Consider the following 21,927-nt stretch of genomic DNA (forward strand, 5'->3'; position numbering starts at 1 on the left):
CGTGGTGCTCGCCACGAAGGTCCACTTCCCGATGGGAGAGGGGCCCAACCGGGGCGGCAACTCGCGCCGCTGGATCGTCCGGGCGGTCGAGGACACAGCCGGCGGTCCGCCCGGGCGCCGCGGTGGCGACCTCGCGGCGGCGGGGCCGGCGCGGCACGCTCGTCGGTGCGCTGGGCGCGGTGCTGGTGGCGATGGGCGCGCTGGGCGCGCTGGTGGCCGCCGCGAACGACACCACCGAGCCGGCCACGAAGATCGACTCGACGGCGCCCGCCGTCGCGCCGAGCGACCCGGCCGCGGAGCCGGTCGCCGACGAGCCGTCGGCGAGCGACGAGTACACCTACCGTCCGGTCGGCCCGGGTGGCCGGCCGTCGGCCACGCCCTCGGTGACGCCGAGCGCCTCGCCGACCCCGTCGGCCCAGCCGAGCGTGACGGAGGCGCCGGCACCGACCCGCGAGCCGAGCAGCACGCCGTCCAGCGCACCGACGACGACGGCGCCCACCACGCCGCCCGCGCCCGACCCGACCACCGCCGACCCGGGCACCGGTCCCGGTGGCGGCGGTGACACCGGCGGGCAGCCGGCCACCCAGCCCTGACGCACGGCAGCGACGAGTCGGCCCCGCCCACCGCGGAGCCGGCTCGTCTGTGTCCGGGCGGCGGCGCTCAGTCCGCGCCGAGCGACGCCACCACCGGGCGGGACAGCGCCCGGCGGGCCGGCAGGACCGAGGCGAGCAGCGCGGCCACCACCGCCACCGCGACGATCAGCCCGATCCGCGCCCACGGCAGCACCAGCGTGAAGTCACCGCCGATGCGGGCCACCACGGCCATCGCCCCGGCCGCCACGCCGGTGCCGAGCGCGACGCCCAGCATCGTGCCGACGAGCGCGGTGAGCACCGCCTCGACCGCGAGCACCCCCCGCATCCCGGCCCGGCTCAGCCCGACCGCGCGCAGCACGGCGGTCTCCCGGGTCCGTTCCACCACCGACAGGCTGAGCGTGTTGGCGACGCCCACCAGCGAGATCACCACGGCGAGGCCGAGCAGCGCGGTGACGAACCCGAGCACCAGGTCGACGGTGCCGGTGAGCATCTTCTTGTACGCGGCCTGGTCCATCACGTTCACCGTCGGGTAGCGGGCCAGCACCGACTCGACAGCGGTCCGGGCCGCGTCGGCGCTCACCCCGGCGGCCGGGTCCACCTCGGCCAGGTAGCCGCGCTCGGCGGGGAGCATGGCGGTGAAGTCGGCGTCCAGCACGTCCACCAGGTGACCGGCGGGGACCGGGCTGCCGGCCAGGACCGGCTCCTCGTCGGCCACCACCGCGGCGACCCGGAACGGGCGGCCGGCGAGCGTGATCGTGGCGCCGGCCGTCCAGCCCCGCGCGACGGCCAGCTCACGGTGCACCAGCACCGACCCCGGTCCCAGGTCCGCCGGGTCACCGGCGTCCACCGCCGACAGCGTCCGCCGGACCAGCGCCGGATGCGCGGCGCGCAACCGCACGTCGTCGACCACCCGGCTGCGCTGCTCGTGCACCACACCCAGCTCCGGCCGGGCGGCCAGGTCACCGGCGAGCGTGGCCGGCAGGTCACCACCGATGCCGGTGACCAGGAAGTCCACGCCGATCCGGGCGTCCACCGCGCGTTCGATGCCGGACTTGACGCTCGCCGCGCCGACCACGAAGGCCGAGACCAGGCCGATGCCGATCACCATCGCCGTCGCGGTGGCGGCGACCCGGCGCGGGTTGCGTACCGCGTTTGACACGGCCAGCCCGCCGGTGGCGCCGAACGCCGCCCGGAACGGCGCGCCGAGCACCCGTACCAGGGCCGGCACCAGCACCGGGCCGAACGCCACGATGCCGCCGAAGGCCAGCAGCCCGCCGGCCGCGACCAGCGCCACCTGGCCGGTGGCCCCGGCGCCGGCCAGCGCCGCCACCCCGGCGGCGAGCACCAGCGCACCGACCGCCAGCCGGATCCGCCCGGCCGGGCGGACCGGGTTGATCGCCGCGTCGGTGAGCGCGGCCACCGGGGCGACCCGGGTGCCCTGCCAGGCCGGCAACGCGGCCGACGCCACGGTGAGCAGCGTCCCCAGGGCCAGCGAGAGCAGCAGGGTACGCGGGGTGAGGGTGAGCCCGCTGCCCAGCGGCGGGCCGCTTCCGGCGAGCAGCACGCCGAGGCCGCCGGCCACCCCCGCGCCGGCCAGCACCCCGGCCACCGAGGCGAGCAGGCCGGTCACCGCCGCCTCGGACAGCGTGGCCCGGTAGATCTGCCCCCGGGTGGCGCCGACCAGGCGCAGCAGCGCGGTACGCCGGGAGCGCTGGGCGAGCACGATGGCGAAGGTGTTGGCGATCACGAAGCCGGCCACCACCACGGCGACCGCCGCGAACGTGCCCAGCAGCATGCCGAACTGCCGCAGGTCGCGTACCGCGTCGTCGACCGCCGCGTCGAGGATGGCGTCCCGGTCCCGGACCGTCACGTCCGGTCCCACCACGGCGCGGACCCGGTCGGCCAGCGCAGCCGTGTCCTCCCCGGGCCGCGCCGCCACCATGATCCGGCCGTAGCCCTTCTCGCCGCTGACGGTGAGCGCGTCCGGGCCGGTCAGCCCGATGTACGGGCCGCCGACGTCGCGGGAGCCGCCGGCCACGTCGACGGCGCCGACCAGTGTGTACGGGCGGGCCGCGCCGTCGCGCCCGCCGATCGACACCGGGCCACCGAGCGTGAAGCGCTGCTCGGCGACGGTCTCGTCGTCCAGCACCACCTCGCCGGGGCGTTGCGGCAGCCGTCCGGCGACCACGTCGTAGGACTGCAGGGCCGCCTCGGTGGGGATCGCGGCGAGCACCGCGTACCCGAGCACCGGACGGCCGTTCGCGCCGACCACCCCGGCGGAGCCGGTCAGCTCCCCCGCGGCGGCGGCCACCCCGTCGATCGCGCGGACCCGGTCCACGAGCGCCGGGGGCAGCGGGCCGGTCTCCGCGTACGCGGCCAGGTCGGTGTGCCTGTCGAACTCACCGGCCCGCTCGTACGCCCCGGCGCGCATGCCGTCGGTGAACATCAGCGTGCCGGCGACGAACGCGACGCCGAGGACGATCGCCAGCGAGGACAGCAGCAGGCGCAGGCCGTCGGCGCGGACCTGGCGCAGGGTCAGGCGCAGCATCCCGCTCACCGCCCCACCGGGTCGAGCCGGCTGAGCGCGTCCCGGATCTCGCCGACCGCCGGCGCGCGCAGCTCGTCGACCAGCCGCCCGTCGGCGAGGAACACCACCCGGTCGGCGTACGCGGCGGCGGCCGGGTCGTGGGTGACCATGACGACTGTCTGGCCGAGCGTGTCCACCGCCTCGCGCAGCAGCCGCAGCACCTCCGCGCCGGAGCGCGAGTCGAGGTTGCCGGTCGGCTCGTCGGCGAAGATCACCCACGGCCGGGTGATCAGCGCGCGGGCCACCGCGACGCGCTGCTGCTGCCCGCCGGACAGCTCCGCCGGCCGGTGCCCGAGGCGGTCGGTCAGGCCCACCGCGGCCACCACCTGACGCAGCCACGCCGCGTCCGGGCGGTGGCCGGCGATGGCCGGCGGGAGGACGATGTTCTCCTCGGCGGTGAGCGTGGGCAGCAGGTTGAACTTCTGGAAGACGAAACCGATCCGGTCCCGGCGCAGCCGGGTGAGCCGCCGGTCGTCCAGGCGCGTCAGGTCGGCGTTGCCGATGTGGACCGCACCGGCGGTCGGCCGGTCCAGGCCGGCGAGGCAGTGCAGCAGGGTGGACTTGCCGGAGCCGGACGGGCCCATCACGGCGGTGAACCGGGCGGCGGCCAGGTCGAGGTCGACGCCGTCGAGCGCGACGACGTGGCATCGCCCGCGGCGGGCCGGCGCCGCCGCAGGTGATCCGCAGCCCGGCGGCGCGGAAGCGGTCGAGCAACGCGGGCAGTTCCACCAGCGCGGGTCGCCGGTGCGCCGGCTCGGCGGCCGGCTCGTCCGCCGCCGGCGGCGACTCCGGGCGGTCCGGTTCCCGGAGTACGCCGACCAGCCGCCGCATCTCCTCCAGCGCCTGCCGCCCGGTGTCCGCGACCACCTTGGCCGCCTCCCGGGCCGTGGCCGGGTCCCGGTCCAGCGTGAACCGCACCCCGTCCGCCTGCACGATCATCACGGCCATGCTGTGGGCGACCACGTCGTGCAGCTCGCGGGCGATGCGGGTGCGTTCCTCGGCGACGGCGGCGCGCGCCTCCGCCTCCCGTTCCCGCTCCAGCGTGGCGGCGCGTTCCTCCAGGCTGAGCACGTATAGCCGGCGGGTGCGCAGGTTCAGTCCGGCCAGGAAGACCGCGCCGACGATCAGGGCGTAGAAGAACGCGCCCATCCACCAGGGTCCGACGCCGGGCGACTGGAGCGCGGCGAGCACCCCGCCGAGCACGGCGACGACCCCGGCGACGATGCCGTCACGCAGCCGGCCGGCGTACTTGACCACGCTGTAGAGGGCGACCAGCACGGCGATGTCGTAGCTGAGCGGACCCCAGCCGGCGATCACCTGGACCAGCGCCAGCGCGGCCACCAGGGCGCCCACGGCCGACGGGTGGGTACGCCGGAGGAACAGCGCCACCGCCATCGCCAGGCCGACCGCCGTCGCCGGGATCCCGGTGTGCCCGGCGAGGTAGCCGGACAGCGCGAAGAACACGACGAACCCGCACGCGGCCGCGTCGAACGCGACAGCGCGCAGCGGACGACCGAGGATCAGGCGGTTCACGACCCAGGAGCCTAGGGCCGCCCGCTCACCCTCCCGCAGGTCAGGGGGTCAGCAGCGCCCGCATGCGGGTGATCTCGGCGGACTGCTCGACGGCCACCGCTGTGGCGAACTCCTGCATCGGCTGGTCGACACCGACCTTCAGCAGATCGGTGGACATGACGATCGCGCCCCGGTGGTGGTCGGACATCATCCGCACGAACAGCCTGTCGAACGCCGCCCCGCGCGCGTCGCCGAGCCGCCGCATCGCCTCGGCGGACTGCATCCCGCGCATGCTGCCGTGGTCGTGCCCGGGCACGTCGGCGGGCAGGTCGCGTTCGCTGAGCCAGGCGCGCAGCAGGCCGACCTCCGGCCCCTGTGCGGCACGGATCCGCATCGCCACGGCGCGGATCCGCGCGTCGGCGGCGCGCTCGGGCGCGAGGGCCGCCATCTCCAGGGCCTGCTGGTGGTGCGGGATCATCATCCGGACGTACCAGACGTCGAGGCTGTTCCATCGCGGGGTGGTGGCGCCCCGGACCTGCTCGGCGGGGCGGGTCGCGGCGGGCTCCCCCGGCCGGCCGGGGACCACCACCGGCGGCGCCGGCACGGCGGCGCTCGCGCTCGGCGCGGCCACCGCCGTGGTCGCGGCCGCCTCCGGGGTACGGGTGTCCTCGCGCCCGGCCAGCGCGAACGCGCCGGCCACCACGAGGGTCACAAGTGCTGTGACGCCCACCCACACACGCGCCTGCCGGCTGGTCATACGACGGCTCCTCCGGTCAAGGTGACAGCGATCCTATCCATAGACGAAAGTTCCCAAGTGTGACCCGGATCACATTGATGGCCGTCTCAAATAGGTAGGGTGTGGCGAATCATGACCCCCTTTCGAAGGGTGTTGCCGATGATCAACATCCGCACGTCCCGAGTCCGGACCGTCAGCCTCGCCGCCGCCGGCCTGCTGCTCGCCGGTGTCTTCACCGCACCGCCGAGCAGCGCGCAGGAGGTCCCCCGGGCCGAGGCCGCGCCGGCCACCGTGGACGACGCCGTCCCCGGTGTCGACGAGATCTCCAGCAGCCCCAACCTGCGTCAGGTGGCGAACCTGCCGAAGCAGGCGCCGTTCGACACCACTGCCGCACTGGGCACCGACATCGCCTTCCAGGGCCGGTACGCCTTCGTCGGCAACTACGACGGGTTCGTCGTCTACGACGTCTCCCGCCCCAGCCGCCCGGCGATCGTGTCCCAGGTGCTCTGCCCCGGCTCGCAGAACGACATCTCGGTCCACGGCAACCTGCTGTTCCTGTCGACCGACTCCTCCCGCAGCGACGACTCCTGCGCCAGCACCAGCCAGCCGGCGTCGGTGAAGGAGTCCTGGGAGGGCATCAAGATCTTCGACATCCGGGACAAGCGCAACCCGCGCTACATCAAGTCGGTGGAGACCGCGTGCGGCTCGCACACCCACACGCTGGTGCCCGGCAAGGACAAGCGGAACGCCTACCTGTACGTCTCCTCGTACAGCCCGCGGGCCGAGTTCCCGGACTGCCAGCCGCCGCACGACTCCATCTCCATCGTCAAGGTGCCGGTGAAGGACCCGACCACGGCCTCCGTCATCGCCACGCCGAACCTGTTCCCGGACGGCGGATACCCGGGCATCCCCGGCCAGTCGTCGGCCACCACCGGCTGTCACGACATCACCGCGTACCCGGCGAAGGACCTGGCCGCCGGTGCGTGCATGGGTGACGGCATCCTGCTGGACATCTCCGACCGCGAGGCGCCCCGGGTGATCGAGCGGGTCACCGACGCGGTGAACTTCGCGTTCTGGCACTCCGCCACGTTCAACAACGCCGGCACCAAGGTCGTCTTCACCGACGAGCTGGGCGGCGGCGGCGCGGCCACCTGCAACGAGGAGGTCGGCCCGAACCGGGGCGCGGACGCCGTCTACGACATCACCGGCCGCGGTGACGCCCGCAAGCTGGAGTTCCGCAGCTACTACAAGATCCCCCGGGCCAACGCGGACACCGAGAACTGCGTGGCCCACAACGGCTCGCTGATCCCGGTGCCCGGCCGCGACATCATGGTCCAGGCGTGGTACCAGGGCGGCATCTCGGTGTGGGACTTCACCGACTCCCGCAAGCCCACCGAGATCGCCTACTGGGAGCGCGGGCCGCTGGACGCCACGCAGCTGCGTACCGGCGGGTCCTGGTCGGCCTACTGGTACAACGGCCACATCTACTCCAGCGACATCCAGAAGGGACTGGACGTGCTGGAGCTGCGTGACCCGCGTACCTGGCTGGCGCAGTTCCTGCTGGTGCCCGAGCTGAACGTGCAGACCCAGGCCGGTTACCTGAGCTGGTGACCCGCTGACCGTCGCCGGGCCCGGCGCCTCCGAAAGGGGCACCGGGCCCGGCGCGTGACCAGCGGCACCCGCCGTGAGCCGACTCGGACGCCCCCGAGTCGGCGAAGATGTCCGGGTGGGAACTCTGCTGGAGGGTGTGCTGACGGACCTCGGGCTGGCGGGCGCCGCCGGGCCCACGCCGACCGGCGATCCGCGGCCCTCGGTGCTGGCGTCGCCGCTGGCGGTCGCCGACTGCGCCACCGCGTCCGTGGCCGCCTGCCTCACCGCCGCCGCCGAGCTGGCCGCCGCGCGCACCGGCCGGCGGCCCGACATCGCGCTCGACAGCGAACACGTGGCGGCGGCGGTACGCGGCGAGGTCTGGCTACGCGACGCCGACGGGCGGGGCATCGACGGCTTCGCTCCCCTGTCCCGGCTGTGGCGGGCCGCGGACGGCTGGGTGCGCACCCACGCGAACTACCCGTGGCACCGGAGCGCCCTGCTGGCGTCCCTCGGCGTGCCCGACGGTCCGGACGCCGAGGTGCGGACGCGGCTGGCCGGCGTGATCGCCGGCCGCCCGGCGCGGGAGGTCGAACGTGTCGTGTACGCCGCCGGCGGGCTCGCCGTGGCGGCCCGCACCCCCGAGCAGTGGCAGGCGGAGAGCACCCCGGAGACGCCGCCGCTGGTGACCATGACGCCGCTGCGCCGTGGCCCGCTCGCGCCGGCCGGTCCGGGCCCGCTGCCGGCGTCCGGGGTGAGGGTGCTCGACCTGACCCGGGTCATCGCGGGCCCCGTGGGCACGCGGATGCTCGGCGCGCTCGGCGCCGAGGTGCTGCGGGTCGACGATCCGCGTCGCCCGGAGCCGGCGCTGCACGCCGTCGACGGCGTGATCGGCAAGGCGAGCGCGTTCCTGGACGCCGGCACGGACAGCGGCCGCGCGGCGCTGCACCGCCTGCTCGACCAGGCCGACGTCCTCGTGACCGGCTACCGGCCGGGTGCGCTGCGCCGGCTCGGGCTGGACCCGGACCAGGTCGCCGACCGGCACCCCGGCACCGTGGTCGTCACGCTGTCCGCGTGGGGTACGACCGGAGCGTGGGGCACCCGGCGCGGTTTCGACAGCCTGGTGCAGATCGCCACCGGCATCGGCTGGGCCACGAGCACCGACGGCGTCCGGCCGGGTGCCCTGCCCTGCCAGTTGCTCGACCACGCCACCGGCTACCTCCTCGCCGCCGGTGCGCTGGCCGCGCTCGGGCGACGCGCCCGCACCGGTGAGGCCACCCACGTCTCGGTGTCCCTCGCCAGGACCGCGCGGTGGCTGCTCGACCAGGGCAGCCGGCCGGCCCGGTCGAGCGGTGACGACGACCCGGAGCGCCGGGCCGACACCTACCGGACGGCGCTCGGGAACGGCTGGACCGCGATCAGTCCACCGGGGCGGCTCGACGGCCATCCACTGAGCTGGCCGCACCTGCCACCCGCCTACGGCCAGGCGCCACCCGTCTGGAGCTGACCCGTCAGCTCATCGGCAGCCGGTAGTCGCGGGTGCCGCCACCGGCAGTCAGCACCCGCACCTCGCCGCTGCGCAACCCGTACGTCACCGACCAGCGGGTGTGCGACTGGCGTACCGCGTTCAGCAGCCGCAGCGCGCCGGCCGCGTCGACCACCCCGCCGGTGCGGTCCAGTTCCTTCGCCAGCACCCCGTACCTGCGGTCCTGACGCAGTTCCCGGTCCGGCACCCCGACGGCGGGCACGTTGGTGAGCGCCTGCCACGGGCCCTGTCGCCGGTCCACCGTCATCTTCCCGTCGACGAACTCCACCACCGCCGACGCGCCCGTCGCGTCGGCGAGCAGGTAGTGCAGCGGCGGCCCGCCGTCGAAGTCGAGGTTGTAGCGCCGGAACACGGCGACCGCCTCGTCCACTGTGGCAGCGGAGTCGAGCACCAGGCGCAGGATGCGCACCGAGCCGACCTTCGGGAGTCCGGGCACCGGCTCGGCGCGTGCCCCGTCGTCGGCGGCCAGCCCCACCGCGAGACCCCGCTCGTTCATGCCGTCGAACGGCAGCAGCGGCGCGTCCAGCAGCCGCCGGTCCCCCGTCGGGTCGGCGGAGACACCCAGGTAGGAGATGTCGACGAGGGAGATCGAGGCGTACCCGTCCGGCGGGTCGGTGCGCAGCACCAGCGCGGGGTTCGGCTCCCAGTCGAAGTTGCGGGCGAACAGCGGGCGCTCCCGGTCGGCGAGCGCGGCGAACAGCGAGCAGCCGAACGGGCTCGGCGGCGTCGACCCGGCCAGCCCGGCGGTGGGGTCGTAGTCGCCGTCGTACGTCATCTCGTACATCGGCAGATCGTCGATCTTGCGGAGGCTGGCCAGGGTCCGCTCGACCTGCCCCGGGTCCTGCCGTGAGGCGGTCGGCGAGCCGGCCGTGGCCGGCGGGCCGGGCGGGCTGTCCTCCCCGCAGGCCGTGGCGAGCAGGAGCAGCGCGAGCCCGCCGGCGATGAGGGTCCTCCGCATGGCAGCGACGCTAGAAGAGGCACGCACGGATGTCCATCGGGGACCCGGTCAGCTCCGCGACCGCCGCCTCGGGTCGCCGCCGTCGGGTCCGGCGTGAAATTGCGCGCCGAGCGGGATCCCGCCTGCCGCGTTCCGCGCCGACAATGGCCGGATGGACGTCGACGACTACCGGACCCACTCCCCGTACAGCGATCCCCGCCACCACGCGGCGCTGCTCGACGCCGTGCCCGCCGACCTGCCGACCGTCGCGGCGACCGCCCGCAACGTGATCATCCACTACCGCGCCGGTGGCGTGGAGCTGCCGGACGTCCGCCGGGCCGAGGTCAACCTGCGCTGGCTGGACCGCATCCTCGACACCGACCAGTCCCGGTTCCCGCTGCCGCTGACCGCCGCGCGCCCGGCCGCCGAGCGGGTCGCCGGCTGCTGCCGGGACCACACGCTGTTCACCGTCGCGGCGCTGCGCCGGCACGGGATCCCGGCCCGCAGCCGGGTCGGGTTCGCTAGCTACTTCTCCCCGGACTGGCACTACGACCACGTGCTGGCGGAGTGGTGGGACGGTGCGCGCTGGGTCTGGTCCGACCCGGAGCTGGACCCGGCCGGCGACCGGGGGTTCGACGGCTACGACATCGACCCGGAGGCGGGGCACTTCGAGTCGGCGGCCCGGGTGTGGCTGGCGTACCGGGCGGGCCGGATCGACCCGGACACCTACGGCGTCGACCCGTCGCTGCCGATCCGGGGCGACTGGCTCGTCCACGACTACGTGCTGCTGGAGCTGGCCCACCGGCACAAGGACGAGGTGCTGCTCTGGGACGAGTTCGGGGCCATGACCGAGGACCTGACCGGCGCCGACCTCACGCTGGTCGACGAGCTCGCCGCGCTGCTGGTGGCCGCCGACCGCGGCGACGCCGCCGCCGAGCGGGAGCTGACCCGCCGGTACGCCTCGGACGCCCGGTTGCGTCCGGGCCGTACGGTCCACTGCCTCGACCCGGTCTCCGGGGTCGCCGCCGACGTGGACCTGCGACGCTGATCCGGCACGCCGCGCACCGGCCGGACGGCCCGGCGACGAGCCGGCTCACCCGGGCAGCGGCGCCTCGTCGCCTCGGGTGCGGCGCGGGTTGACCAGCCGGCGGACCATCGGGGCGGCGTTCCAGCGGGCCGCGCCGACCAGGTCGCGGGCGTGTTCCAGCACCGTGTAGTCGGGCCGGGCGATGCCCTCGGCGATGGCCCGGTCGAGGTCGTTGCCACAGCGGGTGAGCACGCTGTCGAAGTCCCGGCGGACCGGTTCCAGCAGGTCGTAGCCGAACGAGCGGTGCAGCCGGGCGAACAGCGGCTTGTAGAGGCGGGCGCGTTCGTGCAGCCCGGACGAGTACGACATCGGGTTCTTCGGCCGCTGCCGGACGTAGGAGGGCAGCAGGTCCGCGAAGGCCCGCCGGACGATCCACTTCTCCTGCCCGTCGCGCAGTTTCACGTCCAGCGGCAGCCGCATGGCCAGCTCGACGACGCTGAGGTCGAGGAACGGGACCCGCGCCTCCACGCCGTGCGCCATGCTGGCCCGGTCCACCCGTTGCAGCTCGGTCCGGCAGAGGTTGCGGATCTTGTGCAGGAACAGCCGCCGGGACCGCTCCGGTCCGACCCGGTGGTACATCGGGTAGCCGCCGAACAGCTCGTCCGAGCCGTCGCCGGTGAGCACCACCCGGACGCCCATCTCGCGCAGCCGCCGGAAGATCGGCACCGAGACGACCGCGTTGATGATGTCGCCGTACTCGGTCAGCTCGGAGATCCGGATCGCCTCGCGGACGTCGGCGAGCCGGATGTCGCGCGGGCGCAGCTCGATCACCTCGTGCGGTACGCCGAGGTCGGCGGCGAGCCGCCGGGCGTACGCGACGTCCGGGCTCTCCGGCACACCGATGGTGACGGCCACGCAATCCGGGTGCAGTTCCCGGGCGTGCAGCAGTGCCAGCGAGCTGTCCAGGCCGCCGGAGAGCACCACGCCGACGGTGAGGTCGGTGTCCAGCCGGGCGCGCATCGCGTCGGTGAGCGCGACGCGGACCAGCAGGGCCGCCTCCTCCGGGTCGTCGATCACCGGCAGGCCGTCGCCGAGGGTGAGCAGGTCGACGTGCGGGCCCAGCCGGACCGGGCGGCCGGGCTCGACCCAGCCGTGGTGGCCGGGCGCCACCTCGCCGATCGGCGCCCCGTGCCCGACCAGCGCCTTGACCTCGGAGGCGAGGTGCAGGCACCCGGGCAGGCGGGACCAGTACAGCGGCTTGACGCCGAGCGGGTCGCGGGCCAGGTACGCCCGGCCGCTGTCCCGCTCGACGATCACGAACGCGTACTCGCCGCGCAGCCGGCGTACCGCGTTCCCGCCCCACTGGCGGAACGCGGCGAGCACCACCTCGGTGTCGCCACAGGTGCGGAACCCGTGGCCGAGCCGGGTCAGCTCGGCGCGCAGCTCGTGGTGGTTGAAGATCTCGCCGTTGAAGCAGAGCAGGTGCCGCTCGTCGGGTGACATCCACGGCTGGACGGACCGGTCCCGGTCCACGATCTTCAGCCGTCGTACGCCGGCGAGCAGGCCGTTCTCCTGCCGGGTCTCGGTGACCTCACCGCGCGGCGCGAGCGCGGCGAGCATCCGCCGGAAGGTGGCCGGGTCGGCGTCGGGGCCGATGCTCAGCGCGATGCCGCACACCTGTCACACCCCCATCTCGGCCTCGTACGCGCGCCGGTACCGGCGGCGGGCGGCCGGGGCGAGGCAGACGTGCCACGCCTGGCCCTCGTCGACCACGTTCACCTCGCCCGCGTCCTGGCGGGCCAGCAGCAGCCCGGCGAGCGCGGGGCGGGCGCCGAAGCGGTCGTACCACTCCAGTTCGACGTCGGCGGCCCAGCCGAGGCAGTGGCCGCTGGGCACCATCGCCGCGTACCCGAGGCGGCGCAGCCGGTACTGGTGTTCGGCGCTGCGGGCCAGGCTGGTCACCCAGAGCGGTGGCGTGCCGTCGGGCGCGATGGCGGTGAACTCCCGGGCCAGGTCGTTGAGGAACGCGATCATCTCGCGGCGGGCCCGGCGGAACAGCAGCCCGGCGGTACGCGGTGTGGCGTCCGGGCGCAGCCGCCGCCGGAGGGCCCGCAGTCCGCGTCCCACCACTGTGGCGGGCTGCTCCTGGTAGCGGAATTCGAGCAGGCCGCGGCGGCGCAGCCACTCCAGGTCGACCAGTTCGGTGCTGGTGCGCACCTGGTCGTCGGTGAGGAACGTCGGGCTGTCCCGCCACCAGAGCACGTCCACGCGGGAGAGCAGGTAGATCCGCACCAGCGCGGTGAGGTCCTGCGCGGAGCTGCGCGCGTTGGGCTGGTAGCGGGCCATCTCCAGCAGCAGCGTCTCCCGGGCGCCGATCAGGCCCTGCGGGGTGGCGTCGAGGACGGCGGCGATGGCCGGTTCGCGCAGCCGCTGGTCGAGCAGCACCTGACGGGCGGTGGCCGACGGCCCGTCGGCGAGGGCGCCCACCTCGACCAGGAGGTCCGCGACCGCCGCCCGGTACGCGGCCAGGTCCGGCGCGGCGCCGCCGTGCCACCCGGCGGCGGGCACCCGCCGGGCGGGGGCGGTGGGTGTGACTGCGGGACCGGGCTGGCGACCTGGGCTGCGGCTGGGCACTCGCATGGTCTCCGTCCCCTCTCGGTCAGGACACGGCGTGATTGGGCCTGCACACACCGTAATCAGGCGAGAGGGTGGCAATCCTCGCATCTGTCCCGAAGGTGCCCGATCAGGTGGCGAATGGCCGGGCCAAGGCCTGCACCTCCTCGTACCCGGGCGGAGCGGGCAGGCGCGGGTCGCGCCCGGCGCCGATCGCGTCGGCCAGGTGCAGCGCCGCGCCGAGGGCGGCCCGGAACAGCAGCGAGCCGGTGCTGACCCGGGCCACGCCGAGCCGTCCGAGGGCGGCCAGGTCCGGGCCGCCCGGCCGGTACAGCACATTCAGCGGCAACCCGGCCCCGGCGGCGAGCACACCGACCAGGTCGTCGGGTGCGCCCGGTACGAACAGGCAGTCCGCGCCGGCCGCCCGGAACACCGCCGCCCGCCGGAGTGCCTCGTCCAGCGGTGACGGCACGTCCAGCCACCAGGCCTCGGTGCGGGCGTTGACGACCATCTCCGGCACGGCGGCGCGGACCGCCGCGATCACGGCGGCCACGTGCTCCGCCGGGGCCAGGTGCCCGTCCGGGCGGCCGTCCTCCAGGTTCACGCCGACCACGCCGAGGGCGGCCAACTCGCCGACGAAGCGCGCCACCTCGGCCGGGTCGTCGTGGAAGCCGTCCTCGACGTCCACAGTCAGCAGCGCCGGCAGGCCCCGCAGCCGGTACGCCAGCTCCAGCGTCTCGGCGCGGGTGGCCCGGAGGGCGTCCGGGCGGCCGGCCGCCGCCGCGACGCCCAGGCTGGTCGTGCCGATCGCCTGATGCCCTCTGGCGGCGAGCGCCGCGGCGGAGGCGTGGTCCCAGGCGTTCGGCAGCAGCAGCGGGTCACCGGGCCGGTGCAGCTCCCGGAACGCGCGGTACCTGTCGGTCATCGCCGGCTCCCCTCGCTCAGCGCGCCGGAGGCACGGCGCAGCACGTCGACCACGCCGGTCGCCAGGGCGAGCGCGTGCCGCTCCCCCGGGCAGCCGCGCGGACCGGCGCCGAAGGTCAGCACCGCGCCCGGCGGGTCGGCCCGGAACCGGTCCGGCTCACCGAAGGCGGCCGGGTCGCGGTTCGCGGAGTCGAACCGCAGCAGCAGCCGGTCGCCCGCCCGCACCGCCCGGCCGCCCAGGCTCAGCGCGTCGGCGGCGACCCGGCGGGTGAGCCGTACCGGTGGGTCCAGCCGCAGCACCTCGGCGAGCAGCGTGGTCGTGGCGAGCCCGTCCGGCGCGGCGAGTCCGTGCCGTACGGCGGCGTCGATCAGCCCGGCGGTGGCGTCGGCGGCCTGCACCAGCAGCCCGAGCCGGTTCGCCGTCACCTCGGCCCGCGCCGGTGGCGACAGGGCCAGCAGCGCCGCGACCGCCCGGTCCGCCCGCCGCACCGCCGCCTCGTCCGCGCCCGGATGGTAGGCGGCGGCCACCGCCCCGACCTCCGGGACGGCCGCCGCCGGGTCGGCCAGGCCGAGCCGCGCGGCCAGCACCAGCAGGGGTACGCGCCGAGCCGGGGTCACGTCCTCCCCGCCCGGCAGGTCGAGGGTCCGCTCGGTCAGCCGCGCGGCGGCGAGGCGCAGGTCCCCTGGGTCGAGGGCATCGAGTGCCGCCACCCCGACGGCTCGTCGCGCGGCGTGCCGGCCCGGCGGGCTGAACCGGCTCACCGAGGCGCGCAGCCAGGCGAGGGTGCCCACCGGTCCGTCCGCGACCGGCGGCACCACGCAGCGGCTGTCGGTCAGGGTGGCGCTGACGTCGGCGTGCCGGGTGACCACCCAGCCGTCGTCGCCGAGGCTCGGGGGTCCGCAGGGCGGGGTGCCCGCGGGAGGGGTGATCGTCGGTAGGTCCATCGCCCGACCGTAGGGCGGGAACGGTTCGGTCCGGGCCGAACGATCCGTGCGGGCTCCGCCGGGCCGGGTCAGGCGCGGGCCGGGCCGGTGTCGCGGGTGGCGGGCGGGGCCAGCAGCGCCGGGTCGAGCCCGAGCGCCTCGGCCAGCGCTTCCCGCCCGGCCGGGGTGAGGCGTACCGCCCGGCCGGTGCCGCGCGCGGTCCAGCCGAGGTCGAGGAAACGCCCGCACAGCGCCGCGCCGACCGCGCCGGCCAGGTGCGGGCGCCGTTCGGTCCAGTCCAGGCAGTCGCGGACCAGCGGACGCCGGGTCGCGCGCAGCGGTTCGACAGGTACGCCGAGGCCGGCCAACCAGGCCACTCCCGCGCCGGTGAGCGCCAGCCCGCCGGAGCGGTCGAGCACGCCACGGGCGAGCAGGGCGTCGTGCAGCAGCACGCCGAGCCGCCCGGCCAGGTGGTCGTAGCAGGTGCGGGCGTACGCCAGGGCGATCCCGGCCGACGCGGCGCGCAACGTGCGGGGCGGGGTCGCCGGTGCGGGCGCCCGCGCGGCCAGGTCCTCGACGAGCTGCGCGACGGCCGGGTCGGCGAGGCGGACGTACCGGTGGCGGCCCTGCCGCTGCTCGACCAGCAGGCCGCCGGCGACCAGCCGGGTGAGGTGGTCGCTCGCGGTGGACGCGGCGACCCCGGCGGCGCGGGCCAGTTCCCCGGCGGTCCAGGCCCGGCCGTCGAGCAGGGCGAGGCAGAAGCCGGCCCGGGTGGGGTCGGCGAGCAGCGCGGCGAACCCGGCGAGTCCGCGTCCGTCGGCACCGGTGGTCATCGGCCCATGCTGACACGGGCACGGTTCGGGCCGCGCCGAACGGTCCGGGGTTCTTTACAGCAGTCTCTCCAACGTTGTAGAAACGGTGGCACCGGCACCTCCGTCTATCCCCGAGGGCAGGCCCGATGGGACACCTCCGCCGCGGTGGCGCGCTCGCCGCCGTACTCACGCTCCTGCTCGCCGGCGCGGCCCCCGCGTCCGCCGCCGAGCCCGGCCGCTACCGCAACCCGGTCTCCGCCGGGTTCGCCGACACCTTCGCCGACCCGGTCGTGGTGCGCGGCGACGACGGGCTCTGGTACGCCTTCGGCACCTCCGACCCGCTGCGCGAGGGCGAAGGCCGGGCGCACCGGGTGCCGATCGCGCGTTCGGCCGACCTGGTCGACTGGTCCTTCGTGGGCGACGCGTTCGCCCCGGACCAGCGGCCCGCCTACGCCGCGCCCGGTGCCGCGTTCTGGGCGCCGGACGTGCGGCGGGTGGCCGGCCGCTGGGTCATGTACGTGACTGTCACCGACACAGGCGTCTCCGACGACACGTTCGACACCGCCGTCGGCGTGGCCACCGCGCCGAGCCCGGCGGGACCGTGGACCTTCGCCGACACGCCAGTGGTCGCGCCGCGACCCGGCGCGGGCGGCGGTTACCTGTGGACGATCGACCCGAGCCAGCTCACCGGCGCCGACGGCCGGCACTGGCTCTACTACGGCAGCTACTACGGCGGCGTCTCGGTCACCGAGCTGTCGCCGGACGGGCTGCGCGCGGTCGGCACGCCGACACCGGTCGCGATCGACAACAAGTTCGAGGGCGCGTACGTGCTGCGCCGCGACGGCTGGTACTACCTGTTCGCGTCCACCGCGAACTGCTGCGCCGGCCCGGCCACCGGCTACTCCGTCCAGGTCGGCCGGTCCCGTGACCCGCGCGGCCCGTTCGCCGACCGGGACGGGCAGCGCCTCGACGTGTCCCGGGCCGGCGGCACGCCCGTGCTCACCCAGAACGGCAACCGCTGGATCGGCACCGGGCACAACGCGGTCCTCACCGACCTGTCCGGGCAGGACTGGATCGCCTACCACGCGATCGACCGCGCCGACCCGTACCTGGACGAGCCGTTCGGCGTCAACGAGCGGCCGATGCTGCTGGACCGCCTCGACTGGGTCGACGGATGGCCCACTGTGAACGCGGGCGCCGGTCCCTCCGACACCGCCCGGCCCGCGCCGGTCACCACCGGGCCGGTCGACGCCCGGTTCGCCACCGGAGACCTGCGTGGCTGGCGGGCCGAGCGCGGCCGCTGGCAGGCCACCGGCGGGGTGCTGACCGGCAGCGGCACGCTCACCTGGCGTACCCGCATCGGCGGTGACCTGCGGGTGGAGACCGACCTGCGGCTGACCGGCGCGGCCACCGCCGGGCTGCGGCTGCGCGGCGTGGACGTCCGCGTCGGGCGCGGCCGGCTGAGCGCGGGCGCCGCGTCCACCGCGCTGCCCGCCGGCCTCGACCTGCGCGACCGGCACAATCTCGCCATCGAGGTACGCGGGCGGCAGCTCGTCGCCACGCTCAGCCCGTCCCGCCTCGGTGACCCGGTCGCCCGGGTGACCGCGCGGCTCCCCCGCCCCGGCGCCGGTGAGCTGTCCGTGCGCGCCGAGGGCGGGCCGGCCGAGTTCGACAACGTCAGCGCCGCCCGGCTGTACCGACCGGCGCGGCACACCGTCGGCGACCCCCGGGTCGGCCCGGTGCTGCGCGGCTACTCCGACGAGTTCACCGGCGGCCTCGACCCGGCCTGGCGGTGGGTACGCCAGGACCCGGCCGCCACCGTCTCCGGCGGCGCGCTGCGCTGGCCGGTGCGCGACGCCGACCTGTCCGGCACCGGCAACACCGCAGCGGTACTGCTGCGCGACGCGCCGGCCGGAAACTACGTCGCCGAGACCAAGGTGACGCTCGACCTGGGCGAGGACAGTGTGCGCAACTACCAGCAGGCCGGGCTCATCGCGTACGTCGACGACGACCGGTTCGCCCGGCTGACCCAGGTGGCGATCTGGAACACCCGGCAGGTCGAGTACGGCTACGAGCTGCCCTTCGCCGGCCGACCCGTGTACGGCGGCAGCATCGTCGGCACCCCCGGCGCCACCACCTGGCTGCGGCTGGCCCACCGGGTCGACCCGGTCAACGGCGAGCACGAGTTCCGGGCCGGGTCCAGCCGCGACGGGAAGCACTGGACGTGGGGCGCGGTGTGGACGTTCCCGGCGGACACGACGCCCCGGATCGGGCTGGTGGCGCACGGCGGCGCGACACCGGCGGTGACGGCGGAGTTCGACTACCTGCGCTTCCACAGCTGATCAGGCTCGACGGTTCGCCGTTCACCACCGAACAGCCTCGCTACGAGGTCATCGCTCGACCGGCAGCCCACCGCACCCGCCAGCACTTCGGCAGGCACCACCTCGGCTATCGGTGCGGGAATGCCGCCTCCCCACGCATCCCACCCCTCGATGAAAATGTGATCATCGAGAAACGCGCCGAGCGGGCCCGCACGCCCCGCACGCCTCACTTCCGTCCCGAGTTCTTCGAGCATCCGCCCGAGTGACTCCGCCGTCACCGCCTTCCGGGTGTCAATGCTCCAGCAGCCGAGCCAGCCACCTCCGGCGGCCAGATCCTCCGGCGCCACGCACACCCACAACCGGGTGGAGGCAGCGGCGTCACGAGCGAAAACCACAGCGACCAACCGCTGCTCGACGTGGATCAGAACCTTCAACCGGGCCGGCCGGGACCAGTCGTCCTCCGGCACCAGCGTCAGGTCCGTCACCACGTTCAGCCGCCGGAACGGGGGGCGGCGGTGGTCAGCTCGCCGACCGTACGGGTGTCGCCGTCGTAGCTGCGCGCCGCCACGAACGCACCGGCCGGCGGGTGGGCCCCGGCGACCGCCCGGGCGCGGCGCCGATCCGCCGCGCCGAACCGCAGCGCCAGGCTCAGGTGCGGCACCCACCGGCCGGGACGGTGCCACGAGTGCCCGCCGGGCGCCTCGGCGAGCACGTCCCAGACCGCGCCGTGCAACGCGACGAGCTGCGGCGTCGGCCGGACCAGCCACACCAGCGGCGCGCTGCCGTCGAGCACCGTCACCCGGCCCAGCCGCACCGGCAGCGGCAGCGCCGCGTCGCACAGGTCGGCCAGGCGCTGCTCGGCGCCGGGCGGGAACTCCTCGACCGAGGCGAGCGTCAGGTGCGGCCGGTTCGTCTGGTGCGTGTTGCGGGCCAGGCTGGGCAGCCCGGCGGCGGCGAGCCGGTCCCAGGCAGCGCGAACCGCCGCTTCCAGTTGGGGAGAGCAGAGCAGTTCGACCGTCCGCACGTGATCAGGCTAGTCGCCGGCGACCGCGCGCGACGCCCCGTACGTCAGAGCCAGCCGGCCTCGCGCGCCCGCCGTACCGCCTCGGCCCGGTCGGCCGCGCCGAGCTTCTGCACGCAGGCGCTCAGGTGGTTGCGGACAGTGCCGGCGGCCAGGTGGGTCCGCCGGGCGATCACCGCGACCGGGGTGCCCAGCTCGGCCAGCCGGAGCGTCTCCAGCTCACGCGGCGTCAGCGGGCACTCGGGCAGGGTGAGCGCGTCGGCCGCGAGCGCGGGGTCGACGTAGCGGGCACCGGCGTGCACCCGGCGGATCACGTCGGCCAGCGCGCCGCCGGGGGCGCCCTTGGCGAGGAACCCGCGTACCCCGGCGGCGAGCGCCGGGCGGAGCTGAGCGGGGCGGCCGTGTCCGGTGAGGATCACTGGCGCGCAGCCGGGCAGCGCCCGGGTCAGCTCGGCGGCGACCTCCACACCGCCGGGCGGCGGCATCTCCAGGTCGAGCACGGCGACGTCCGGACGGTGGGCCAGCGCGGCGTCCAGGGCGGCGCGCCCGTCGCGGGCGTGCGCGACCACCTCGATGTCCGGTTCCAGGTCGAGCAGCGCGGCCAGGGCGAGCCGGATCAGCTCCTCGTCGTCGGCCAGCAGCACCCGGATCACGGCGTCACCGGCACTGTCGCCACCAGGCTGAACACGCCGTCGGCGGCCTCGGCCCGGACCCGGCCGCCGGCCGGGGCGAGCCGGTCGGCCAGCCCCCGCAGGCCGCCGCTGAGCCGGTCCGGGCCGTCGTCGGCACGGACGCCGTCGTTGCGTACGGTGAGTGTCACCACGCCGTCCTCCCGGATGATCTCGATCCGGCACCAGCCGGCCCGGCTGTGCCGCAGCACGTTGGTCCCGGCTTCGCGGAGCACGGCCGCCAGGTCGGCGGCGACCGGCGCGGGCACCGCACCGTCCGGCGGCACCACTGTCGTGCGTACGCCACTGGAGCGCAGCACCTCCCCCACCGCCGCGGCCTGCTCGGCCAGGTCGACGGCGCGGTAGCCGTGCACCGCCGCGCGTACCCGGGTCAGCGCCGTCGCGGCGAGCCGCCGCGCCTCCGCCGCCTCCCGGGCGGCCCGGGCGGCGTCGCGCGGCGCCAGCCGCTCCGCCAGCTCGGCCTTGAGCGCGATCACTGTGAGGTCGTGGCCGAGCAGATCGTGTACGTCCCGGGCGAAGCGCAGCCGTTCCTCGGCGACGGCGAGCCGCGCCTGGGCGGCCTGCCCCTGCCGGGCCTCGACGAGCAGGTCCCAGAACCAGACCTGGACCCAGGTGAGCGCGGCGATCCCGGCGCCCACCACGCCGGTGACCAGCAGCGCCGTGAGCACCGACCCACCCGCCGCCCAGGTGACGGCGGCGGAGAGCGCGAGCACACCGGCCACGGCCGCCGCCGCGACCGCGGGCCGGAACAGCAGCGGCGTCATGCCGACCAGGGACGCCCCCAGCCACGCCCAGGTGGGCCAGGTTCCGGCCGCGACCGGGCCGAGCAGCGGCAGGCTGAGCAGCGCCGCCACGGTGAGCGCGGCGTGCCGGCGGCGACGGGCCGGTACGGGCAGCCACGGCGTGACGGCGGCGTGCAGCACCGCGATCTGGGCGGCGGTGAACCCGAGCAGCCCGGCCACGCCGAGCGCGACGCGTACCGGGTCGGGTTCGCGGGCCAGGCCGACGGCGGGCAGCAACACCGTGGTCCACGCGTTGGTGGCCAGCGACAGCAGCGTGACCCGCCGGGCCCGGCGCAGCCGGTGGTCCGCCGGATCGACGCTCATGCCCGCCGATCCTAGGGCGCGCACCGGCCCGCCCACCCGGGGGAGATGTCACGGCCGGACCGTGCGGTCCGCACGGTTTCCCGATGACGGACGTGCCTTCTCCGGTGCGCCGGGCGGCGGCAGGGTCGAGGCATGACGGAGATGACTGTGGTCGTACCCCGGCGGTGGGCCGGGTGGGCGCGGACCCGGCACCTGGCCGGGATGGTGGTGGCGATGGTGGCCGGGATGGTGCTGCTCGGGCCGTTGTGGCGGGTGGGCGCGGACCTGCTGGGCGGCGCGGCGGTGCTGGCGCGGCCGGACGTGGGCGCGCTGGTCATGGCGACGAACATGGCGGCGGGCATGGCCGCGTGGATGTGGTACCGGGGGGACGGCCGGGCCGCCACCGCGGAGATGTCGGCCGCCATGTACGTGCCGTTCCTGCTGCTGCTCCCGCCCTGGTGGGCCGGGTGGGCCGGGGACGACACGCTGCTGCTCGGCGGCCACCTGCTGATGGTGCCGGCGATGCTGCTGGTGGCGCTGCGGCACCGGCACACGCCCGCCGCGCCGCCGCGCCGCGATCCGGTCACGGCGGCCGTGGCGCGCGGGTGGCCGGCCGGGCTGGCGCTGCTCCTGACGGTGGACATGTGGTTCGCGCCCACCGTCTTCGCGCCGTGGACGCTGCTGGTCCTGCCGGCCGGCTACCTGCTGATCGGCACCGGGCGGCGGCAGTGGGGAGACCGGCGCGCGCTGGTGGCGCAGCTCGCCGGCGCGGGCGTGTGGGGTGGCCTGGCGGTCGTGGCCACAGTCGCGTCCGCCGGCCTCGCCGGAGCGATCGTCGGGGTGGGCTGGCTCGTCCACGCGGCCTGGGACGCCTGGCACCACCGCACCGGCACGGTGGTGCCGCGCGGGTACGCGCTGTGGTGCGCGGTGATCGACGTCGGGGTGGGCCTCACCACGCTGCTGGCCGCCCTGTCCCGGTGACCCGGCGGGGGCACGGGGTCACGCCGGGTCAC

The 21,927-nt window shown here is 75.8% G+C and carries 18 protein-coding genes and 3 pseudogenes; 7 read left to right on the forward strand and 14 right to left on the reverse strand.

Annotation, left to right across the window (positions count from 1 at the left end):
• Together AB0D28_RS27290 and AB0D28_RS27295 are read left to right on the forward strand one after the other, a co-directional pair.
• Nucleotides 1–97: pseudogene (locus AB0D28_RS27290) on the forward strand (aldo/keto reductase); the annotation flags it as partial.
• Between the two features lie 25 nt (nt 98–122).
• Nucleotides 123–593 (forward strand): hypothetical protein, encoded by a 471-nt coding sequence (locus AB0D28_RS27295; RefSeq protein ID WP_357390405.1) that lies wholly within the window; start codon nt 123–125, stop codon nt 591–593.
• 67 nt (nt 594–660) lie between these two features.
• Here AB0D28_RS27295 and AB0D28_RS27300 read toward each other — a convergent pair whose 3' ends face one another.
• From AB0D28_RS27300 to AB0D28_RS27315, 4 genes and pseudogenes are all read right to left on the reverse strand, one after another.
• Complete coding sequence (locus tag AB0D28_RS27300; protein WP_357390403.1) at nt 661–3,141, reverse strand: FtsX-like permease family protein; 2,481 nt, start codon at nt 3,139–3,141, stop codon at nt 661–663.
• Nucleotides 3,142–3,146: 5 nt separating this feature from the next.
• Nucleotides 3,147–3,821 (reverse strand): annotated as a pseudogene (locus AB0D28_RS27305) (ABC transporter ATP-binding protein); the annotation flags it as partial.
• 31 nt (nt 3,822–3,852) lie between these two features.
• A pseudogene (locus AB0D28_RS27310) lies at nt 3,853–4,713 on the reverse strand (histidine kinase dimerization/phosphoacceptor domain-containing protein); the annotation flags it as partial.
• Nucleotides 4,714–4,753: 40 nt separating this feature from the next.
• On the reverse strand, nt 4,754–5,449 hold the full coding sequence (locus AB0D28_RS27315) for a DUF305 domain-containing protein (protein ID WP_357390350.1): 696 nt from the start codon (nt 5,447–5,449) through the stop codon (nt 4,754–4,756).
• A gap of 138 nt (nt 5,450–5,587) precedes the next feature.
• Between AB0D28_RS27315 and AB0D28_RS27320 the strand changes: the two genes are divergently transcribed.
• Nucleotides 5,588–7,039: a hypothetical protein gene (locus AB0D28_RS27320; RefSeq protein ID WP_357390352.1), complete on the forward strand. Its 1,452-nt coding sequence runs from the start codon at nt 5,588–5,590 to the stop codon at nt 7,037–7,039.
• A 115-nt stretch (nt 7,040–7,154) separates the two neighbouring features.
• Nucleotides 7,155–8,522 carry a CoA transferase gene (locus AB0D28_RS27325; RefSeq protein ID WP_357390354.1) on the forward strand — a complete coding sequence of 456 codons (1,368 nt, stop codon included), beginning with the start codon at nt 7,155–7,157 and terminating at the stop codon, nt 8,520–8,522.
• Between the two features lie 4 nt (nt 8,523–8,526).
• Here the strand turns inward: AB0D28_RS27325 and AB0D28_RS27330 are convergent, their stop codons facing one another.
• On the reverse strand, nt 8,527–9,519 hold the full coding sequence (locus AB0D28_RS27330) for a carcinine hydrolase/isopenicillin-N N-acyltransferase family protein (RefSeq protein ID WP_357390356.1): 993 nt from the start codon (nt 9,517–9,519) through the stop codon (nt 8,527–8,529).
• A gap of 151 nt (nt 9,520–9,670) precedes the next feature.
• On the opposite strand from AB0D28_RS27330, the gene AB0D28_RS27335 reads away from it, so the two are divergent.
• On the forward strand, nt 9,671–10,546 hold the full coding sequence (locus AB0D28_RS27335; protein WP_357390358.1) for a transglutaminase domain-containing protein: 876 nt from the start codon (nt 9,671–9,673) through the stop codon (nt 10,544–10,546).
• Between the two features lie 45 nt (nt 10,547–10,591).
• Here the strand turns inward: AB0D28_RS27335 and AB0D28_RS27340 are convergent, their stop codons facing one another.
• From AB0D28_RS27340 to AB0D28_RS27360, 5 genes are all read right to left on the reverse strand, one after another.
• Nucleotides 10,592–12,202, reverse strand: coding sequence for an asparagine synthase-related protein (locus tag AB0D28_RS27340; protein ID WP_357390360.1), 1,611 nt, complete (start codon nt 12,200–12,202; stop codon nt 10,592–10,594).
• Nucleotides 12,203–12,205: 3 nt separating this feature from the next.
• Nucleotides 12,206–13,165, reverse strand: coding sequence for a hypothetical protein (locus AB0D28_RS27345; RefSeq protein ID WP_357390362.1), 960 nt, complete (start codon nt 13,163–13,165; stop codon nt 12,206–12,208).
• A gap of 103 nt (nt 13,166–13,268) precedes the next feature.
• A complete protein-coding gene (locus AB0D28_RS27350) occupies nt 13,269–14,063 on the reverse strand; it encodes an isocitrate lyase/phosphoenolpyruvate mutase family protein (protein WP_357390364.1) in 795 nt (264 codons plus the stop codon).
• Entirely contained in the window at nt 14,060–15,007 is a 948-nt protein-coding gene (locus AB0D28_RS27355) for a cytochrome P450 (RefSeq protein WP_357390366.1), read from the reverse strand. The genes AB0D28_RS27350 and AB0D28_RS27355 overlap by 4 nt, the downstream gene beginning before the upstream one ends.
• Nucleotides 15,008–15,075: 68 nt before the next feature.
• Nucleotides 15,076–15,819 carry a winged helix-turn-helix domain-containing protein gene (locus AB0D28_RS27360; protein ID WP_357390368.1) on the reverse strand — a complete coding sequence of 248 codons (744 nt, stop codon included), beginning with the start codon at nt 15,817–15,819 and terminating at the stop codon, nt 15,076–15,078.
• Nucleotides 15,820–15,944: 125 nt separating this feature from the next.
• Between AB0D28_RS27360 and AB0D28_RS27365 the strand changes: the two genes are divergently transcribed.
• A complete protein-coding gene (locus tag AB0D28_RS27365; protein WP_357390371.1) occupies nt 15,945–18,140 on the forward strand; it encodes a family 43 glycosylhydrolase in 2,196 nt (731 codons plus the stop codon).
• Here the strand turns inward: AB0D28_RS27365 and AB0D28_RS27370 are convergent.
• From AB0D28_RS27370 to AB0D28_RS27385, 4 genes are read right to left on the reverse strand one after another with little or no spacing between them, the layout of a single operon-like run.
• The gene (locus AB0D28_RS27370) at nt 18,119–18,604 is read right to left on the reverse strand and encodes a hypothetical protein (protein WP_357390373.1); all 486 of its coding nucleotides are present in this window, start codon (nt 18,602–18,604) and stop codon (nt 18,119–18,121) included. The genes AB0D28_RS27365 and AB0D28_RS27370 overlap by 22 nt on opposite strands.
• Nucleotides 18,605–18,609: 5 nt before the next feature.
• A complete protein-coding gene (locus AB0D28_RS27375; protein ID WP_357390375.1) occupies nt 18,610–19,143 on the reverse strand; it encodes a 2'-5' RNA ligase family protein in 534 nt (177 codons plus the stop codon).
• 44 nt (nt 19,144–19,187) lie between these two features.
• Complete coding sequence (locus AB0D28_RS27380) at nt 19,188–19,793, reverse strand: response regulator transcription factor (protein WP_357390377.1); 606 nt, start codon at nt 19,791–19,793, stop codon at nt 19,188–19,190.
• Nucleotides 19,790–20,935 (reverse strand): histidine kinase, encoded by a 1,146-nt coding sequence (locus AB0D28_RS27385; protein WP_357390379.1) that lies wholly within the window; start codon nt 20,933–20,935, stop codon nt 19,790–19,792. Before AB0D28_RS27385 ends, AB0D28_RS27380 begins: the two co-directional genes overlap by 4 nt.
• Before the next feature lie 132 nt (nt 20,936–21,067).
• On the opposite strand from AB0D28_RS27385, the gene AB0D28_RS27390 reads away from it, so the two are divergent.
• Nucleotides 21,068–21,895, forward strand: a complete 828-nt coding sequence (locus AB0D28_RS27390; protein ID WP_357390381.1) for a DUF6010 family protein — start codon at nt 21,068–21,070, stop codon at nt 21,893–21,895.
• Nucleotides 21,896–21,927: the final 32 nt, after the last annotated feature.

Source organism: Micromonospora sp. NPDC048169 (genome assembly GCF_040652815.1).
Lineage (GTDB): Bacteria > Actinomycetota > Actinomycetes > Mycobacteriales > Micromonosporaceae > Micromonospora.

Coding starts and splice junctions, on each gene's coding strand:
- AB0D28_RS27350 (WP_357390364.1), bottom strand. CDS start 14,063: ATGACCGACAGGTACCGCGCGTTCCGGGAGCTGCACCGGCCCGGTGAC.
- AB0D28_RS27360 (WP_357390368.1), bottom strand. CDS start 15,819: ATGACCACCGGTGCCGACGGACGCGGACTCGCCGGGTTCGCCGCGCTG.
- AB0D28_RS27330 (WP_357390356.1), bottom strand. CDS start 9,519: ATGCGGAGGACCCTCATCGCCGGCGGGCTCGCGCTGCTCCTGCTCGCC.
- AB0D28_RS27345 (WP_357390362.1), bottom strand. CDS start 13,165: ATGCGAGTGCCCAGCCGCAGCCCAGGTCGCCAGCCCGGTCCCGCAGTC.
- AB0D28_RS27390 (WP_357390381.1), top strand. CDS start 21,068: ATGACGGAGATGACTGTGGTCGTACCCCGGCGGTGGGCCGGGTGGGCG.
- AB0D28_RS27300 (WP_357390403.1), bottom strand. CDS start 3,141: ATGCTGCGCCTGACCCTGCGCCAGGTCCGCGCCGACGGCCTGCGCCTG.
- AB0D28_RS27315 (WP_357390350.1), bottom strand. CDS start 5,449: ATGACCAGCCGGCAGGCGCGTGTGTGGGTGGGCGTCACAGCACTTGTG.
- AB0D28_RS27320 (WP_357390352.1), top strand. CDS start 5,588: ATGATCAACATCCGCACGTCCCGAGTCCGGACCGTCAGCCTCGCCGCC.
- AB0D28_RS27355 (WP_357390366.1), bottom strand. CDS start 15,007: ATGGACCTACCGACGATCACCCCTCCCGCGGGCACCCCGCCCTGCGGA.
- AB0D28_RS27385 (WP_357390379.1), bottom strand. CDS start 20,935: ATGAGCGTCGATCCGGCGGACCACCGGCTGCGCCGGGCCCGGCGGGTC.
- AB0D28_RS27335 (WP_357390358.1), top strand. CDS start 9,671: ATGGACGTCGACGACTACCGGACCCACTCCCCGTACAGCGATCCCCGC.
- AB0D28_RS27365 (WP_357390371.1), top strand. CDS start 15,945: ATGGGACACCTCCGCCGCGGTGGCGCGCTCGCCGCCGTACTCACGCTC.